This window comes from Arthrobacter sp. MYb227 (genome assembly GCF_002975435.1).
Classification (GTDB): domain Bacteria; phylum Actinomycetota; class Actinomycetes; order Actinomycetales; family Micrococcaceae; genus Paeniglutamicibacter.
This window is the reverse complement of sequence record NZ_PCPT01000002.1, coordinates 1-18,224: the sequence shown is the minus strand read 5'-3', so window position 1 is coordinate 18,224 and position 18,224 is coordinate 1. Positions and strand designations below refer to the sequence as shown.

Below are 18,224 nucleotides of genomic sequence, written 5' to 3'. Positions count from 1 at the left end.
CTCGCGCCTTAGACCGACGCCAAGGCGGCGGGCGACTTCAGGAAGCTGTCGGCCGCGCTCATCACGTGATCAACCTTGGTCAGCAGGTCATCGAGCACATCCTGATCGGCGACCAGCGGCGGGGAGAGCACCAGCATGGTGGCGCCGCGGTTATCCGGACGCGTAATGAGGTTGACCTCGCGCATGGCCTGGGGCATCACCTGGGTGAGCAACGACTTGGATTCTTCTGCGGTCAGCTCGCGGCCGGTCTCGCGGTTGCCCATGAGTTCGATGGCGTAGAAGAAGCCCGTGCCGCGGTATTCCTTGATGCTGGGGTGCGCCGAAACGAGGCGGTCAAGGCCGTTTTGGAAGTACGGCTCGAGGCTGCGCACGTTGCCCACGACATTCTCTTCCTTCAGCGCCGTGAGGTTGGCGACGGCCACCGCGGTGGAGACCGGGTGCCCGCCCCAGGTGGCGCCGTGGGTGAAGATCCCGGCCAGCGGGGAGGCGAGCATCGCGTCGGCCAGCGGCTTGCGGATGATCACGCCGCCTAGCGGTGCGTAACCGGAGGTGGAGCCCTTGGCAAAGGTGATCAGGTCCGGAACCACGTCGTACTTGATGCTGCCGAACCATTCGCCCAAGCGGCCGAATCCGGTAATGACCTCGTCGGCGACCAGCAGGATGCCGTGTTCGTCGCAGATGGAGCGCAGTTCCTGCCAGTAGCCAATCGGCGGGACCAGCGCGCCGCGGGAGTTCTGTACCGGCTCGGCGAAGAGCGCGGCAATGGTGTGTGCGCCTTCGCGGGCGATGACCTCGCGGATGGCCTGTACGGAGGGTAAGTCCGCGGCGCTGCCGCCTTCCGGGATGACCTCACCCAGAGTGTTCGGGACGTGGAAGACGCCGGGCATCAGGGTCCCGAAGGCTTCCTTGTAGGCCGGGATGCCGGTGACGGCCAGGGCGCCAAGGGTGGTGCCGTGGTAGGCCATATTGCGGGCGATGATCTTGGTACGTTCGGGCTCACCCTGACCACGGTGGTACTGGCGGGCGAACTTGATGGCCGATTCCACTGCCTCGGAACCCGAGTTCACGAAGAACACAACGTCCAGGTCGCCGGGGGCCAGCTCTGCGATCGCGGTGGCCGCGTCGACGGCTGCCGGGTGTGCCGAACCCCAGTTGGTCCAGTAGGCCAGCTTGGACATCTGCTCGTACGCTGCCTTCGGAATGTCCTGGCGACCGTGCCCGATGTTGGCGCAGAAGAGTCCGGCCAGGCCGTCGAGGAACTTGTTGCCTTGCTCGTCGAAGAGGTAGCTTCCCTCGCCCTTGACGATGATCGGAAGATTCGGGTCGTTCCACACCTGACCGGTGGTGAAGTGCGGGTAGAGGTGCCGCTGTGCACGAGTGCGGATATCTGAGTTGGTCACGAGACCCTCCATTCAAAGTTTTCTAGTCGGGCTCCGCAGCGTTCTATGCGTGGCCCCCACCAACCCGATCAATCGGTGTGGTGCATATCACTCTGCCCTTGAGCTGGGCCCATAAACAGTCCCAAATTGGCACGTGTTTTTTGGTACCAGATGTTTGTCTAGAGATAGATTCGTGGCACCCTGGACCCAATGCGCGTGAGAATCTCATAGGGAATCGTGTCGGCGGCCTCCGCCCACGCCTCCACGTGTGGCTCTCCGGAATCACCCGGACCAAAAAGCACCGCTCTGTCGCCCGCGGAAATCTGGTTCTCGCCAACGTCAATGGTGAACTGATCCATGCAAACCCGCCCCAGCACCCGGAAGCGTTGCCCGGCGACCTGCAACTGCCCCCGAGAACTCGCGCTTCGGAAGACTCCATCGGCGTACCCCAGCGGCACCACTGCCAGCGTCGTTTCGGTATGGGTGTGTTCGGTGTGCCCATAGGAAACTCCCACTCCGGCGGGCGCACGTTTGGTGTGTGCGATAGTTGCGCACAGGGTCATGGCGGGGCGTAATTCCGGGTGTCCGGCTCGAAGTTCCTCCGGTAACGGGTTGATTCCGTAGACGGAGATGCCGGTTCGCACCATGTCGAAATGGGCCGCGGGACTGGCCAGCGTGGCAGCGGAATTGGCGATATGGCATAACTCGGGGTCCAGCCCCAGATCCCGTGCCACGTCGATGGCCCGGGTGAATTCCGCAAGCTGGGCGGCGACCGAGGGGTGCCCGGGTTCGTCGGCGCAGGCCAAATGGGACCAGATTCCCACGACCTTGATTTCCTCCGCCGCTTCAAGAGCCAATGCGCTGACGCACAATTGCGGCCAGTCGGCGGGTGCGGCACCGCCACGCCACATACCGGTGTCGATTTTGAGGTGCACGCGGGGAATTTTCCCCTCGTGCACCCCGGCCCGCGCAATCTCCTCGAGCTGATCTACCGAATACGCGGCAAGGTCAATATCCAGGTCGATGGCTCGGGCGTAGGGTGCCCCGGGAGCTGCCAACCACGAAAAAAGTGGTGCACTGATCCCCGCTTCCCGGACGGCAAATGCCTCCTCTAACACCGCTGTCCCCAGATAGTCCGCTCCCCCGGCGAGGGCGGCCTGGGCAGCGGGAACGATGCCGTGGCCGTAGCCGTCGGCCTTGAGCACCGCAAGTAATTTGGCCGGACCGGCAACCGTGCGTAATGCGCGGACGTTAGCGGTGATGGCCAAGGTGTCAATGAGTGCGGCGCGCTGGGGCAATTGCCTAGTCGCCGCTTCCTGTCCGACTCCGCGGCGTGGTGTGGTGGTTTCGGGCTGTTTCATTGCGACTCCTTTGTCGGCTTTTCGGGCAGAACTAGGCACCGGAAGGACACCAATGCCCCTATCAGCAACTGTTCTTTACCCCGGGCCCGGAGCACAGATCCAGTTTTGTCCCGGATATCGGGGACCAGGCCTGCGCAAAGCGTCTCAAGCCGCGTTTTCGGCCAAGACTTCCTCGATAACCCCTGCCAAAACCTGTACCCCGCTCCTGATGGCGTCGAGTTTGATTGCAGCAAAACCAAGCCTAAAAAAGTTCCGATTGGCTTCCGGATGGTCAAAAAATACGTCGCCGCGCTCGATGACAACCCCTGCCTCAAGAGCTTTCTCTGCCAGTTTCACGCAGTCGAGCCCCCGTGGGCCTTCGATCCAAACACTCACACCACCGGGCGGGCAATGGATAGGCCACGGCACAAACTCCTCCAGTGCCGTGGTGAGTACCTGCCATTTGCGTTGCAGCTGGGTGCGACGACGGGAAATGGTCCGATGATATTGACCGGAATCAATCAACAATGCCATGGCTCGTTGCGGGTGCCCGGCAATATGCCGAATCCTGTAGCGACGCTGATTACGTAGTTCGGCAACAAGCGCCGCATCCGCAACGAGATACCCCATGCGCAGACCCGGTGCTAGAAATTTGGTGAACGATCCAAGATAGATCACGCATTCGGAGCCGGGGAGGGCTTTGAGTGCGGGCGTTGGTTTTCCGCGGTATCTGAACTCGCTGTCATAGTCATCCTCGATGATCAGCGTTCCCGCGTTACGTGCGTTATCTAGTATTAGTCTGCGGCGGGCCCCGGATAATGTGACATTTGTGGGGCTGTGATGACTGGGGGTCAGATACAACACGTCGGTTCCCACCAAGCTGTCCGGTGGAATCAATCCATGCTCATCAACCGCCAGCGGGTTTAGCGTTGCGCCCGAACGAACAAAGGTGTGTCGCGCATCGACATACCCCGGATTCTCTACTCCCACACACGTGCCTTGGCCCATCATGGTTTGTGCCAAGAGATCAAGGCCTTGTTGCGACCCCGCAGTAACCAGAATATTTTCGGGCTTGGCATGGATCCCGCGGGTAGGGAGCACCCGCTTGCACAAGACTTCGAGCAGGTAAGGATCATCCTCGTCCACTGAATCGCGCAATGAATAAAAGAGATGTGGCGGATCAAGTGCATCGCGCAGAGCACGCGACCAGCCCAGACGCGGGAAGTCCTTTTCGTCTACTTGTCCCGCAACAAATGGATACGGGTAGCTGGCCCAGTCTCGCACCTTGGTAATTTCTGGCATTCCAGCATCGAGTCGGGGGCGAATATGCCTTGACCAATCGATTGTTGATTGGTTCTCTGGCGCTGACTCCTTCGCTGGTTTTCCTTGCGTGAGCATCTGGGTATTAATGAAATATCCACGACGGGCACGGGACTCGATCACCCCAGAGGACAGCAGTTCCTGGTATGCAGTATTGACCGTGTTGCGAGAAAGCCCAAGTTCTCTTGCCAGCTCTCTGGAGGAGGGCAACGGCAACCCCGGTACGAGACTGCCCGAATGAATCTGGTGCTCCAGTGCCTGGCGAAGTTGGCGGTAGAGAGGCTCGCCGGACTCCTCGGATACGGCGATTGGTGTGGTTACCGTGGCAAAAAATGCGGGCTTGGCTTGCCCAGACTCAGATTTCATCACGCTATTTTCTTGCCCCTTAGCCATGGGCGAGGCTCGAAGCCGCAGGAACTGGAACGTGGAAACGGGGTACAACGATCATCGGAACCGGTAGCGCCCTAAGCATCTTGTTCGCTGTCGAGCCAAGGAATATTCTGCTTCGTTCGGCAAGCCGGCTGGAACCAATCATGACGATTTCGGACTCATCCCATTCAAGTGCCTCGATCGCCGCCTCAATAGATCGGCCCTGCGCAATATCGGCTGTGACTATAGTTCGGCTGGCAACTCCTGCCACGGCATGGTCCAGTGTCCTTTGCGCATGAGTGCGCGCCCAGTTTGGATCATCGCTGTGGTGCGGATCGCGATCCAATGCCACCAAGGAGATCAAACGCAATGGAACATGTCGAATCGCTGCCGAATCCAGTGCCACTTCCAGGACGGATTCGGCGCCCGTGCGCGTACCCAAGGCACAGGTGATTCGTGTGATTTCCCGTGGCGGCAAATATCCGGATGGGGCAAGTGCCACCGGCATCGGAGAAGAATGCAAAAGTGCGTTGGCGACACTTCCCACCGTAAAGCGTCTGAATGGCCCGGTACTTGCTGCACCAATAATCACCATGTCAGCTTTGAAGTCTGTGACGGCTTCGAGCAATCCCTGCGCCATTGAGTCAGCGAAACGGAGATGGATTCGAGCCGTGAGGGCCGAGGGTATCAGAGCTAAGGCTCGCTGCATCCATTTGTGGGCTGCCAACTGCTGGAATTCTTGGTATGCCCTTTCGGACGCGGAAATTGCATGGCTTGGTTCTGCGCCACGAATAATATGTACCAGCTCAATTTCTGCATGCATGGGTGCGGCGAGAGATTTCGCAAGAGCCAAGGCCAGGGAAATTGCCTCCCGGCCGCGTTTGTCCTCGGTACATCCAACTACGTATTTCATGCTTAGAGCTCCTCATCGGAAAACCAGAAAGCCTGCAATTTCACCCAAACCGGCCGTATATCACTTACAAAAGTTCCCCAAAGATACAAGGGGAACACTAACACTCGTGTGACCTACAGCACCGCCGGGCCGAGGTGTGTTGTTTGAATAAGTCATCCCGTCGCGCCGGGTTCCACCAACCAGCCTTGCTCGCTTTTCAGTTCAAGCCGCTGCAGGGACCGAGGGAAGCAAAAGGCCGGTCGCGTGCCCCCAGGAGGATGGGAACTGGCATGCGACCGGCCTTGTCTAGTGCACCGCCAACGAGCGGAGTTTATGCGCCTAATTTACAAGGCAACCTGGCGGTTCTGATCCTTGTAGAGCAGGTAACGGAAGTTCGACGGTCCGCCTGCGTAGCAAGCCTGCGGGCAGAAGGCGCGCAGCGACATGTAGTCCCCGGCTTCTACCTCAACCCAGTCGGCGTTCAGACGGTAGACGGCCTTGCCCTCAAGCACATACAGGCCGTGCTCCATGACGTGAGTTTCGGCGAACGGAATCGATGCGCCAGGTTCGAAGGTCACGATGTTCACGCCGAAGTCGAAGGCGACATCTTCGGGATCGAGCATGCGCGTGGTGCGCCATTTGCCATCGGTTTCAGGCATGGCGCCCTGTTCCATGTCCTTCTCGTTGCCGAAGACCGGGCCCGGTGCTTCGACGCCGGCAAGCGGTTCGTAACGCTTACGGATCCAGTGGAAGGTGGCAACCTCGACGCCGTTGTTGTGCGCCTGCCATTGAGAACCCGCAGGTGCGAAGGCGAAGCCGCCCTCTTCCAGGGTTTCGGTCTTGCCGTTGATGGTCACTGTCAACTTGCCGGAGACGACGAAGATGAAGGACTGAACCTCGGCCTGTGGCTCCGGCTTACTCGAGCCACCGCCCGGGGAGACCTCGACGATTGACTGGGCGAAGGTGGTGGCTCCCCCGGCGACCGGGCGGTTCAGAACCCAGGAGCGGGTTCCTGTCCACTCGGGGAATACCGAGGTGACGATGTCGCGCAGCACGCCGCGTGGAATCACGGTATAGGCCTCGGTGACGATGGCGCGGTCGGTCAGCAGATCGGTCTGCGGCGGGTGCCCACCGTAGTTGGTGTAGTAGCTTGCGTCGGCACGGGTTTGGGTCTTAGACAAGGGAATCCTCACTTTGGGTTGTTCGCGCCAGCGCGATTGATTCAAGGGTAGCTATCTCGATCTGTGCTGCGGAAGTGATTTCCGCTTCGGTTAGTGCGCCACAGATCAAACCGCGGCGGATGAAGTTGGCAAGTGCCTTAGCGGTTGCCGGTTCATCCATGATGGCGGACTCGATCTTGTGCACGTAGTTACGCAGGCGGGTCGCCGCAGCCTCGAATCCTTCGCGGTAGAACGCGTAGGTTGCTAGGTAGCGGGTAACCAGCTGGTTCTGGTGCAAATCCCAGCCCTGGTAGATGCCGCGTTCCAGGTGGCGGCGGACCAGCCGGGCATGGAGTGCCCAGGCTGCTTCCATGGCTGCTGGCTCACCCAACGGAAGGATGTTGGTTGAACCATCTGACATGTGTACGCCGGTGCCGGCGATGGCCACCTGCATGACGTTCTTGGCGTAGTCGGCTGCCGGGTGTTCCATCGACTGGTAGGCCGCGGCAATGCTCAGGGATGCCGAGTAGTCGTAGGTTCCGTAGTGCAACGAGGTGACGCGGCCCCTGCCCGCGTGAATCAACGCCGCGGAGGGCACCGTGCCCTCGTGGGAGAGGATCAGCTGCGGGGTTTCCATCTGTACTTCAAAGCGCAGACGGCCATGTGGCAGGTTGTGCGCCGCCTCGAGCTTCTCGCAGATGAACACCATTGCTTCAACCTGGGCGATGGTGGTGACCTTGGGGAGGGTCAGCACCAGGCCCTGGGGCAGAGGGCCCATGGCGACGAGTTCGGAAATGAACAAGTCTAGGGTGCGCACGCCGCGGTCCCTGGTGGGGGCCTCAAAGCACTTGAAACGGATGCCGATAAATGGTGGTGCGATGCCCTCGGCCACGGCGGTGGCTACCTCGCGGGCGGCCTGGATGACAGCAGCGTCTTCTTCTCCATCGCTGCGGTTTCCGAAGCCGTCTTCGAAGTCTAGACGCAGATCTTCGATGGGCTCGGAGGTTAGCTTGGCTGCCACAAGTTCTGCCAAAACCTCGGGAGTCTGCAGACCAAGCGTAGCGGCTAGTGCGCTCAGGCCGGCGGTTCCGCCCGCAGCAGTGAGTGCCTCGGTGCCCCAAGCTGCCGGGGTACGTGGTGCGTAGCGGTCGGCCGGGATGTACGCGGTGTGGATGGGCTGACGAGCCCCGTCATCGCCCGGGTAGCTGTTGGCCAGCAGTTCATCGGTTGCCGCAAGGCGGGTTTCGATTTCCGCAAGAGCTGCGGTGTCTAGAGCTGCGCGGCGGGTCACTTGGTCACCAACTCGGTGCTCAACAGGCGGTAGGCCGGAAGCGTGAGGAATTCTTCGAAGTCCTCGTCGCGGCCGGACACCAGCCGACCGATCAGGTCTGCTGCCGGTGCGTAGTAGGCGTTGAAGGTTTCCTCGTTGTTGACCTCATCGCGTAGCTTGGCGACCTGAACCTCAAGGGCCTTGGCAACTAGTTCTGCGGTGATGGTATTGCCGGTGTCTGCCGCAACAACCTGGTTGTGGATCTGCTGCCAGATCTGCGAGCGGGAGATTTCCGCGGTTGCGGCATCTTCCATGAGGTTGTGGATGGCCACCGCGCCGGAGCCCGAAAGCCAGACTGCGGTGTAGGCAACTGCCACGTAGAGGTTGGCGTTGACCCCGGCCTCGGTGACCGAACCCGGGGCAGAGGCGACGTCGAGCAGCTGGGCGGCGGTCACGTTGACCTCCGGGCGCTGGCGGTCGAGCTGGTTTGGCTTATCTCCCAGGACGGAGTCGAAGACCTCGACACAGATTTCTACCAGGTCCGGGTGGGCCACCCAGGAGCCGTCGAAGCCGTCGTTTGCTTCGCGGGTCTTATCGGCCCGGACCTTCTCGAAGGCTGCCGCGGTGACTTCTGGTTCGCGGCGGTTGGGGATGACAGCCGCCATGCCGCCCATGGCGAAGGCGCCACGCTTGTGGCAGGTCTGCACCAGCAACTCGGTGTAGGCGCGCATCATCGGAGCCGTCATGGCAACATCGGCGCGGTCCGGCATGATGAAGGCGTCGCCGGCTTCCTTGAAGTACTTGATGATGGAGAACAGGTAGTCCCAGCGGCCGGCGTTGAGGCCCGCCGCGTAGTCGCGCAGTTCGTAGAGCATCTCATCCATTTGGAAGGCTGCCGGGATAGTTTCGATAAGCATTGTGGCGCGGATGGTGCCGTGTTCGATGCCCAGTTCTGCCTCGGCGAAGGTGAAGATCTCGTTCCACAGGCGGGATTCGAGGTAGGACTCCATCTTGGGCAGGTAGTAGAACGGGCCGGCGCCCGATTCTGAAAGTACCTTGGCATTGTGGAAGAAGTGCAGACCGAAGTCGACAAGTGCGCCGACGCCCTGTTCGCCATTGATCAGTACGTTGGCTTCCGGCAGGTGCCAGCCACGCGGACGGACCACGACGGTGGCCAGCGGGGCATCGGTGCGCAGTGCGTAGGACTTGCCGTTGGAGGGGTCATCGAAGGTGAGTTCGCCACGGGCCGCGGCGCTCAGGTTGGCGATCGCGTCAATGACGTTGTGCCAGGTGGGCGTCGAGGCATCTTCGAGGTCCGCGAGCCAGACCTTGGCACCGGAGTTCAGTGCGTTGATTGCCATCTTGGCCGGGGACGCCGGGCCGGTGATTTCCACGCGGCGATCCTGCAATGCTGCCGGAGCCGGGGCTACCTTCCAGTCGCCGTTGCGGATTTCGGCGGTGGCTGGGTCAAAGTCCATGGTTCCGGTGGCCGTGACGGATTCCTGGGCGGCGACGCGGGCGAGGATTAGTTCATCGCGGGTTGCAGCGAACTTGGTGTGTAGCTTCTCGACGAATTCAAGTGCTGCCTCGGAGAGGATTTCTTCGCCCTGGGCTACGGCTGGGACGTGGGTGATGCTGATGCTCATGGTGGTGCTCTTTTCTTACTTCTTGTTCTTGGCTGCCGCGTTTGCCACGGCTTCGGCGACGTCTGCTGCAACATGCGGGTCAAAGACCGAGGGGATGATGAATCCCGGGTTGAGCTCGTCTTGTGAAACGCGGGCGGAGATTGCGTCGGCTGCTGCCAACAGCATGGAGTCGGTAATGTCTGAGACCTTGGCATCGAGCAGGCCGCGGAAGAAGCCCGGGAAGGCCAGGACGTTGTTGATTTGGTTTGGGTAGTCCGAGCGTCCGGTGGCAACCACTGCTGCGTGGCGTCCGGCGGCTGCCGGGTCTACTTCCGGGTCCGGGTTTGCCATGGCAAAGACGATTGCGTCACTGTTCATTGCCTTGATGTCTGCTTCGTCGAGCACGTCGGGTGCCGAGACACCGATGAAGATATCGGCGCCGACTACTGCTTCCTTGAGGGTGCCGGTGAACTGTTCCGGGTTGGTATTTTCGGCGAGCCACTGGCGGTGTGGGTCATCGGAGGTGTCTTTCGCGCTGATCGCACCGTTGCGACCACAGGCGATGATGTTCTTTGCGCCGCGTGCTGCCAAGAGCTGGATGATTGCGTTGCCTGCCGCGCCCACGCCGGAGACGACGATGCGGGTCTTATCGATCTGTTTGCCGACCACCAGCAGTGCGTTGGTCAGGGCGGCGAGGGTAACGATGGCGGTGCCGTGCTGGTCATCGTGGAAGACCGGGATGTCGAGTTCTTCGCGTAGACGGGCTTCGATCTCGAAGCAACGCGGGGCGGCGATGTCTTCGAGGTTCACGCCACCGTAGACCGGGGCGAGCGCCTTGACGATCATGATGATCTCTTCGGTGTCTTGGGTGTCCAGGCAGACCGGCCAGGCATCGACGTTTGCGAACTGCTTGAACAGTGCTGCCTTGCCTTCCATGACCGGAAGGGCGGCGGCCGGGCCGATATTGCCAAGTCCTAGAACTGCTGAGCCATCGGTGACAACCGCAATAGTGTTGCGCTTAATGGTGAGGTTGCGGGCATCCTCGGGATTCTCGGCGATGGCCATGCACACGCGAGCAACGCCCGGGGTGTAGGCACGGGAGAGGTCTTCGCGGTTACGCAGGGCAACCTTCGGGACGACCTCAAGCTTGCCGCCCAGGTGCATGAGGAAGGTGCGGTCCGAGATATTACGGACGTTCACGCCTTCAAGCTGGTTCAGCGAATCGCGGATGAGCTGGCCGTGTTCCGCGTCGGTGGTGTTGCAGCTGACGTCTACGACCATGGTTTCGTGGCCGGATTCGGCTACGTCTAGGGCGGTAATCGAGCCACCGGCACGGCCTACAGCCGCAGCGAGTTCGCTGGTTGCGGTGATTGATACGGGTGTTTCCACTCGTAGTGTCAATGAATATCCGGGGCTTGGTACAGCCATGTTCATCCTCCTGAAAATGTTTCCGTATAGTGGATACTATTATCTACTACGTGAAATTACAAGGCCCCACTGTGGATTGAGTCACAGAATTTTTGCCGAAAGTTCCGGATAGCGGAAAAGTGCGAGTGAAATCCGGTATTCTAAACAGCACGGACCCAGCGTCGGGCTTCGTTTCCCCACCACCTACCAGGAGTTTTTCCATGGCTGAAGCTAAAACCACTGCCGGCGTTCAATCCGTTGAGCGTGCCTTTGAACTCCTAGAACTCATTGCACGCGCCGGAGGAGAGGCCGCACTGAGCGAGATCGCCTCGGAAACCTCGCTGCCCCTGCCGACCATTCACCGCCTGCTGCGCACGCTTGTTGGCATTGGGTATGTGCGTCAATTGGCCAATCGTCGCTACGCGCTGGGACCGCGGCTGATCCGCTTGGGCGAAGTTGCCAACCGTCAGCTCGGTGCACTTTCCACTCCAATACTCAAGGCACTTGTCACCGAGCTTGGCGAATCGGCCAACATCGCAGTGCTCGATGGGGATATGGTCACCTATATTTCGCAGGCACAGTCCCCGCACTCGATGCGCATGATCACCGAGGTTGGACGCCGTTCCTCGCTCCACGGCACCGGGGTGGGCAAGGCAATTCTTGCCGAGCTTGATGATGAGCGGGTCCAACGCCTGGTCAATCAGGCAGGCATGCGCCAGCAGACCCCCAAGACTATTTCCTCGATGGATCAGCTTTTCATCGAACTCGATGCAATTCGTGCACGCGGTTTCGCCATCGATGAGGAAGAGCAAGAACTCGGTGTGCGTTGCCTGGCCATGGCCGTCCCCGGCGCACCAACGCCCATGGCAATCTCCATTTCCGGGCCCATTACCCGCGTCACCGAAGAGTTCGCGGCACGCGCGATCCCGCACATGCGCGTGGCAACGGCAGCCCTTTCCGCGGCCCTAGCCGTGGCCAACGACTAGTTTTCTACCCCCTGGGGGGTAACCACGGGGAACGGGCCCGTAGTTGAATGAAGTTTCCTTCATTCAACTGCGGGCCCGCAGCAGTTTTCCCAATCAGTCGCTTCGACTGTTCCCTTAGTGTGTCTCTGGCGCTCCTCTCACAAATTCTGATTCATCGGGGCATTCAACCCCTGCTTCCTCGCATTTTTTGCGATATTCATCGACAATTCCGCGGAACTCTTCATCATCGACCACAGGTATTTCCTCCCCGTCGGCGGAAATAACCTTGTCGGATTTGAAGACGTCACCCTCCATCAGGCCGCGAACTTCCGAAGCTTTAATAATGCGTGGCAATTGCTCGGCAATGACCAACCGCGGCGGGGCCGCGGTATACGCCACAGCGTTCTTCTTGGGTGTACCAAACTTGAGTTCGTTGAATAGCAGGTTGAGCAAGATCGCCATGACCGCTGCCGAGCTGATTCCCGAGTGGAATATTGTGCCAAACCAGGTTGGGAATGCATCATAGAAGTCGGGCTTCACGATCGGCAGGCAGCCGAAGGAAATCGAGGTGGCAACGATGATCAAATTCAGGTTGCCCTCGTACTTCACGGTGCTCAGCGTGCGGATACCGGAGGCTGCAACGGTTCCGAAGAGCACGATTCCCGCACCCCCCAAGACCGCAGTAGGAACCGCGGCGACCACACGGCCAAGTATTGGCAGTAGTCCCAAGAGCACCAAGATGCCGCCACCGGCGGTGACAACAAAACGGGATTTCACCCCGGTGATTGCTACCAGGCCAACATTTTGTGCAAAGGCACTTTGCGTGAAGGTGTTGAAGAACGGAGCAAGGATGCTCGAAGCCATGTCCGCACGTAGTCCATCGGCGATGCGGCGCTGATCCACGCGGGTTCCTGCAATCTCGCCGACGGCCAGGATATCTGCGGTGGTTTCGGTGAGGATCACCATCACCACAATGAACATCGAAATAATGCCGCCAAGCTCAAATACCGGCCAGCCGAAGGCTAGTGGTTGCGGGAAGGCAAAGATTGCTCCCTGTCCGACCTTGGAAAAATCTGCCATGCCCATCAGCACGGCTAGAACGGTTCCCAGCACCATAGCCAAGAGGATGGCTAGGCGTGAAATGGTTGCGCTGCCCAATTTTGACAGCAGCAGGGCCACCAAGAGTGTTGCCCCGGCCAGCCCAATATTCTGTAGGCTTCCGTAGTCATCGGCCTTGGCGTTCCCGCCCATGGCCCAATTTGCTGCCACCGGGGTCAGCGAAATGCCGATCATGGTGATCACCACGCCGGTGACCACCGGCGGGAAGAAACGCACAATTTTGGCAAAGAACGGGGCAATGAGGAAGCCAATTACGGATGCCGCAAGTACCGCGCCAAATACGGCTTGGATGCCCCCTCCCCCGTCGATAATGGCAACCATTGTGGCAACCGAGGCGAAGGATGTTCCCTGCACCAGGGGAAGCTGGCAACCGAAGAATGGGATGCCGACAGTTTGCAGGATGGTGGCTAGGCCGCCGACAAAGAGGCAGCTTGCGATCAGTACGCCGATGGCTTCGGAAGATAGTCCGGCCGCGCCACCAATGATCAAGGGTGGTGCAATGATGCCGCCATACATGGTTAGTACATGCTGTAGTCCGTAGGCGATGGTCCGGCCCAGTGGAAGTTTCTCGTCCTCTGGCCTAGGTTTGGTACTTTTGACTTGCGTAGCGTTCACAACTGACCTCCTAGTCGGCTGCTGCGATGAAGGGTGCGCCGGCGCTGGCACGCCGGCGCACCCAAAAGATCACCGTCTAGCAAAAGCCGGGTGTATTTTCCCAGATTGGGTGCGTGGAAGGAACTCCCTCACGCGTGATTGTTGCTTCGATGAGGCCGTATGGGCGATCCGCCGCGAAGAAGACCTCATTGGGGTTGTCCTGGCCAAACGGGGTGAGATCTACCAGGAAGTGGTGTTTGTTGGGAAGCGACATCTTGATCTCGTCGATTTCCGGATGTGCTTCAAGAACCGCACGGCCCATTTCAAACATCGTCTGCTGCAGGGCGTACGAGTGGTTGTTTGCGAACTCCGTGAGTAGATGCGAACGAACCGAGGTATAGATCGAATCGAAGTCTAGGCCACCGGCATTGACGGCTTCGTCGTTGTAGCGCCAGCGTGCGGTGACATCTGTGGCAAGAATGCGATCAGAAGTTTCCTGCAGCGTGGTGTAACGGTCAACGGGGAATCCGTTGAACTCGCTGCCCGTGGTTTTCAGGACCGTGAGGTCTGAGATGCCGGCAAGCAGTGACTTCTTGCCATCGGCAATCTCCAGTACCGCCGTACGGACCTCTGACTTATTGCGTGAGAACGCGTGATCGTGGTCATTGATCCGATCCCAGAAGTACTGCTCGGCCGACCAGTGGCCGCCGGTGATCCAGTCGAATTCGCTGGTGAAATGGGTTCCCAAACGAACTAGGAAGTCTTCAACTGCGCCAACTCCGTCACGGGCCAGACCGTAGACGGTGTTCTTCTGGGTATCGGTGGGGACCACGCGGTCGTTGTTGCCATCGATGTGGGCCTTGGTGAAGTCGCCGTGCAGCTGCGAGGAGACGTTGAGGTCCTCGATCTGGTGGCGGTCGGTGTCGCGGGTGACCTTGACGAGGCGGACTTCTGCTTTGCCGTACTGGTTCTTGCCCAGGACGATTTTCGTCGAGACTGCGGTGTCTGCGATTGTGCTAGTCATTGTATTAGCTCCCTCGGTACGTGGAAAATGCAAACGGGCTGATAAGAAGGGGTACATGGTAATGCTCGGCGGTGTTATTCACCACGAAGTTGATAGTTACCACGGGGAAAAAGGTTTCCGTACCCTTGCTCCCAAAGTAGGCACCTGTCTCGAACGAGACACGGTATTCGCCCGCTTCAACCTGCACCGGTCCGAGGTTTGCGATCCGACCATCACCGTCGGTCACCCCGGTTCCGATTTCTTGCCAACCGGATGCCGTCTTGGCTTCCAGCGTGGCCTTGACACCGGAGGAAGGCCTCCCGGTCCCGGTGTCGAGTACATGGGTAGTGATGTGGCTACGAGTAGTAGTCATAGTTGTGCTCTCAGAGCTCCTCAAATTCGATTGTGGACGCGGTGAATAGCGCGTAGGGAGAAAGTTTTTTAGAAAAGTGCGCTGAGCCGAAGTGCAGCAATTTGTTGCAGCTGCTCACCGACTTCACGAATCTCGGTGGCTTCATCGTTTTCGAGGCGGCGGTCTAGCTCCGCCAGGATTTGTTCGCTGCTGCGACCGGCAGCGCGAATGAGGAAGACGCGGTCAAAGCGTTCTTCGTAGTTTTTGTTTCCGGCCTTGAGCGCGGCCATGATCGAATCTTCAAGGTTTAGGCCGGATTGTTCGTCACGGCTGAGTGTCGCCTCGGTAGATCCACCCTGAGCACGTTCGCCAATACGTGGGTGGTGGGCCAACGCCGCATCGATTTCTGCGATTTTCAGAGGGGCTACGGCATTTTCTGCGTGATCAACCAATTCCTCAAGCGAGGCGTAGGGGCGGTTGGCAACGATGGAATCGATCCAACGCTCAACATCAAGGCAGGGACGAAGCACTGTTGAAGCGCCTACTGCTTCAAGGGAATTAAAATGCGACAGTTCCATCGGGTGATCAGCTCTTTCGATACATTGTGAGCCACGCTCAATCGCTGAACACCCTTACCACCGGAAGTACCGGCTTCGACTAGATGTCTTGAATCGTGGAATTCTTCTTCCATCTATGTAAGCCGCATCACACACCTTTCGTCAAGGGGTGTTGCGAAAATTCTTTTTGAGCACCACCCCGCCCTGTCGGCCAAGGGGAGGATGTTACAACATTTTTCGCCTGGGGTCTTGTGCAACCAGCCCAAGTGTGATGATAATTATTCCATCAGACAATAGTTTGATTCCAGCATACGAAACTACAAACCTCGAAGGGGGTAACATGAACACCGTCGATTCGACAGCCGGATCTTCCACAGGACATGAGGCATTGGCAGCCAAAGCGCTACCCACAAAACCGTGCATTTCAATGTTTGAACCCATTCGGGGCCTTGACCCAGACTTTGGTGGCGGAGCCCCACGGGGCAAGAAATCCGTTTCCTGGTGGTCATGGTTCCAGCCAAGCAAGTCGCACAGCTAAAAAGTTCTTCGTACGACGATTAATTCGTCCCATAAATTCGCGGGGAGATGTCATTGGAGGCGCCATGACATCTCCTCGTTGTTATGCACAAAAATATGTGTGCTCGACGCACCACGGCCCTTCACTAAAGAGCCAATAACCAGCATGTGACTTGGGCCAAGATTTTTGCTTTCAGCCCACACGCTGTGCCCAAGATGAGCAGATGACTTCTTTCTCTAAGCCACGTGGAAGGATGTTTTCATGCATCCTTGCTGGGGCTGCAGTCCTCGCCCTTGGCCTGACTGCAGCTTCCTGTGCCGCACCTCAGAACAAGGCCTCCCAGGGCACTGGAACCACCCCGCAGGGGCCCAGTATGACCCCGGCGACTAGCACTACGCCTTCGGATAGCCCGTCTTCCCCCGCCGCATCCTCGTCTGCTCCTACTGACACTCAAGAAAAAACTCTGAGACTGAGCGTTTCCGGTGAAGCACCCGCTGCCTTGGTCAAAACCTTGGTCATGACGCGCGATGGCAAGAAAGCGGGCGGTCAAATGATTCGACAGAACCTTCCCTTTAGTCAGGACATCGTGCTTCCTGCGGGAAGCGAGCTGACCAAGGTGCTTGTTCTGGGAAAGAGTATTGACGGGGCTAGCAACGAACTCACATGCTCAATCAACATTGCTGGCGGAGCGCTCAAGGAATCCTCTTCTCGTGGCCACTCACCCGCCGAATGCCTATTCCTAGGTTCCGGTGCCGAATAGATAGCAGCAGAAAAGTCCCGCGGGTTGGCCTCTACGAAGCCATCCCGCGGGACTTTCTGCCCTAGACAGCCGGATTATGCGCCAGTGGTGCCCGCATTGACGTCATTGAGTTGGTACTTAGCAAATGCGGCACCGGGTGCCGAAGCATCAACCTCGCCACGTGCTGCAAGCATCTGCAACGTACGCACCACCATCGAATGAGAATCGATCTTAAAGAAGCGACGTGCGGCGGCACGGGTGTCCGAGAAGCCAAAGCCATTGGCGCCTAGGGTGGCAAATTCGTTGGGGATGAACTGGCGCAGCTGATCCGGAACCAACGACATGTAATCGGTTGCCGCAACCACAGGTCCCGTGGCTCCCTGAAGCTGCTGGGTGACAAATGGAATCCGCGGCTCGGAACCCGGGTTCGAGAAGTTCTCGTATTCGGCTTCCAAACCGTCGCGACGCAGCTCGTTCCAGGAGGTTACCGACCAAACATCTGCCGAGACACCCCATTCTTCGGCAAGGATACGCTGGGCCTCAAGCGCCCACGGAACCGAGACACCGGAGCCCATGAGCTGGGCGCGTGGCCCCTCAATGGTGCTTTCCGAGACCCTGTAGATGCCCTTGATGATTCCCTCAACATCAAGGTTTTCTGGTTCCTTGGGCTGCTGGTACGGTTCGTTGTACAGCGTGATGTAGTACATCACGTTCGGATCCTCGTGCGCCCCACCGTACATACGCTCAAGACCATCGCGCATGATGTGTCCGATCTCGTAACCGTACGCAGGATCATAGGTAAGAACTGCCGCATTGGTTGCCGCAAGGATTGGCGAGTGACCATCCGCGTGTTGCAGGCCCTCGCCGGTGAGCGTGGTCCGCCCGGCGGTGGCGCCCATGATGAACCCGCGGGTCATCTGGTCCGCAGCTGCCCAGAAGGCATCGCCGGTGCGCTGGAAGCCGAACATCGAGTAGAACACGTAGATCGGGATCAACGGCTCGTCGTGCGTGGAATAGGCGGTGCCCGCTGCGGTGAATGCCGCTACCGCACCTGCCTCATTAATGCCCGGATGGATCAGCTGACCGGCAGGTGATTCCTTGTAGGCAAGGACCAGTTCGCGGTCCACCGAGAGGTAGTTCTGACCGGCCGGGTTGTAGATCTTTGCGGTCGGGAAGAACGCATCCATACCGAAGGTGCGCGATTCATCGGGCACGATGGGCACCACACGCTGACCAAAGTCCTTATCGCGCATCAAATCCTTGAGCAAGCGGACAAATGCCATGGTGGTGGCCGCTTGTTGCTTGCCCGAACCACGTGATGCGCTCTCATAGGCCTTATCCACGGGGAGGTGGATTTCCTTGGACTCGGTACGACGGGCCGGTACTGAACCGCCCAGCGCCGTACGACGTTCCATCATGTACTTGTACTCGGCCGAATCCTGGGTTGGACGGTAGTACGGAGGCAGATACGGATCAGCCTCGAGCTGTTCGTCGGTGATCGGGATACGCAGGTAGTCGCGGAACCCCTTCAAGTCATCAAGGGTCATCTTCTTCATCTGGTGCGTTGCGTTACGCGCCTCAAAGTGCGGACCCAGGCCGTAACCCTTAACCGTCTT

General features: G+C 59.1%; 15 protein-coding genes and 1 pseudogene. 3 read left to right on the top strand and 13 right to left on the bottom strand.

Annotated elements, in window-relative coordinates; genetic code table 11:
- Window positions 1–8: 8 nt before the first annotated feature.
- The 8 genes from CQ018_RS04135 to CQ018_RS04100 form a co-directional block, all read right to left on the bottom strand.
- Window positions 9–1,400 carry an aspartate aminotransferase family protein gene (locus tag CQ018_RS04135; protein ID WP_105548737.1) on the bottom strand — a complete coding sequence of 464 codons (1,392 nt, stop codon included), beginning with the start codon at window positions 1,398–1,400 and terminating at the stop codon, window positions 9–11.
- A gap of 158 nt (window positions 1,401–1,558) precedes the next feature.
- Window positions 1,559–2,740: an alanine racemase gene (gene alr / locus CQ018_RS04130; RefSeq protein WP_105548736.1), complete on the bottom strand. Its 1,182-nt coding sequence runs from the start codon at window positions 2,738–2,740 to the stop codon at window positions 1,559–1,561.
- 144 nt (window positions 2,741–2,884) lie between these two features.
- Window positions 2,885–4,405 carry a PLP-dependent aminotransferase family protein gene (locus tag CQ018_RS04125; RefSeq protein ID WP_181149726.1) on the bottom strand — a complete coding sequence of 507 codons (1,521 nt, stop codon included), beginning with the start codon at window positions 4,403–4,405 and terminating at the stop codon, window positions 2,885–2,887.
- Window positions 4,406–4,424: 19 nt separating this feature from the next.
- Entirely contained in the window at window positions 4,425–5,321 is an 897-nt protein-coding gene (locus CQ018_RS04120; RefSeq protein ID WP_105548734.1) for a universal stress protein, read from the bottom strand.
- A 323-nt stretch (window positions 5,322–5,644) separates the two neighbouring features.
- A complete protein-coding gene (locus CQ018_RS04115; protein WP_105548733.1) occupies window positions 5,645–6,481 on the bottom strand; it encodes a bifunctional allantoicase/(S)-ureidoglycine aminohydrolase in 837 nt (278 codons plus the stop codon).
- Complete coding sequence (locus tag CQ018_RS04110) at window positions 6,474–7,751, bottom strand: DUF6986 family protein (protein ID WP_105548732.1); 1,278 nt, start codon at window positions 7,749–7,751, stop codon at window positions 6,474–6,476. The genes CQ018_RS04115 and CQ018_RS04110 overlap by 8 nt, the downstream gene beginning before the upstream one ends.
- A complete protein-coding gene (aceB, locus tag CQ018_RS04105) occupies window positions 7,748–9,376 on the bottom strand; it encodes a malate synthase A (protein ID WP_105548731.1) in 1,629 nt (542 codons plus the stop codon). Before aceB ends, CQ018_RS04110 begins: the two co-directional genes overlap by 4 nt.
- Window positions 9,377–9,391: 15 nt before the next feature.
- Window positions 9,392–10,783, bottom strand: a complete 1,392-nt coding sequence (locus tag CQ018_RS04100; RefSeq protein ID WP_105548730.1) for an NAD-dependent malic enzyme — start codon at window positions 10,781–10,783, stop codon at window positions 9,392–9,394.
- Window positions 10,784–10,983: 200 nt separating this feature from the next.
- On the opposite strand from CQ018_RS04100, the gene CQ018_RS04095 reads away from it, so the two are divergent.
- Window positions 10,984–11,748, top strand: coding sequence for an IclR family transcriptional regulator (locus CQ018_RS04095; protein WP_105548729.1), 765 nt, complete (start codon window positions 10,984–10,986; stop codon window positions 11,746–11,748).
- 114 nt (window positions 11,749–11,862) lie between these two features.
- On the opposite strand, the gene CQ018_RS04090 is transcribed toward CQ018_RS04095, so the two are convergent.
- The 4 genes from CQ018_RS04090 to uraD all read right to left on the bottom strand — a co-directional run bounded on the left by CQ018_RS04090 (window position 11,863) and on the right by uraD (window position 15,373).
- Entirely contained in the window at window positions 11,863–13,461 is a 1,599-nt protein-coding gene (locus CQ018_RS04090; RefSeq protein WP_105548728.1) for a nucleobase:cation symporter-2 family protein, read from the bottom strand.
- A gap of 76 nt (window positions 13,462–13,537) precedes the next feature.
- Window positions 13,538–14,464, bottom strand: a complete 927-nt coding sequence (gene pucL, locus CQ018_RS04085) for a factor-independent urate hydroxylase (protein ID WP_105548727.1) — start codon at window positions 14,462–14,464, stop codon at window positions 13,538–13,540.
- Between the two features lie 4 nt (window positions 14,465–14,468).
- Window positions 14,469–14,816 (bottom strand): hydroxyisourate hydrolase, encoded by a 348-nt coding sequence (uraH, locus tag CQ018_RS04080; protein ID WP_105548726.1) that lies wholly within the window; start codon window positions 14,814–14,816, stop codon window positions 14,469–14,471.
- A gap of 68 nt (window positions 14,817–14,884) precedes the next feature.
- The gene (uraD, locus tag CQ018_RS04075) at window positions 14,885–15,373 is read right to left on the bottom strand and encodes a 2-oxo-4-hydroxy-4-carboxy-5-ureidoimidazoline decarboxylase (protein ID WP_105548725.1); all 489 of its coding nucleotides are present in this window, start codon (window positions 15,371–15,373) and stop codon (window positions 14,885–14,887) included.
- Between the two features lie 319 nt (window positions 15,374–15,692).
- Between uraD and CQ018_RS04070 the strand changes: the two genes are divergently transcribed.
- Together CQ018_RS04070 and CQ018_RS04065 are read left to right on the top strand one after the other, a co-directional pair.
- On the top strand, window positions 15,693–15,890 hold the full coding sequence (locus CQ018_RS04070) for a hypothetical protein (RefSeq protein WP_105548724.1): 198 nt from the start codon (window positions 15,693–15,695) through the stop codon (window positions 15,888–15,890).
- A gap of 202 nt (window positions 15,891–16,092) precedes the next feature.
- Window positions 16,093–16,629 carry a hypothetical protein gene (locus tag CQ018_RS04065; RefSeq protein ID WP_146111814.1) on the top strand — a complete coding sequence of 179 codons (537 nt, stop codon included), beginning with the start codon at window positions 16,093–16,095 and terminating at the stop codon, window positions 16,627–16,629.
- A 74-nt stretch (window positions 16,630–16,703) separates the two neighbouring features.
- On the opposite strand, the pseudogene CQ018_RS04060 reads toward CQ018_RS04065, so the two are convergent.
- Window positions 16,704–18,224: pseudogene (locus tag CQ018_RS04060) on the bottom strand (pyruvate dehydrogenase (acetyl-transferring), homodimeric type); the annotation flags it as partial.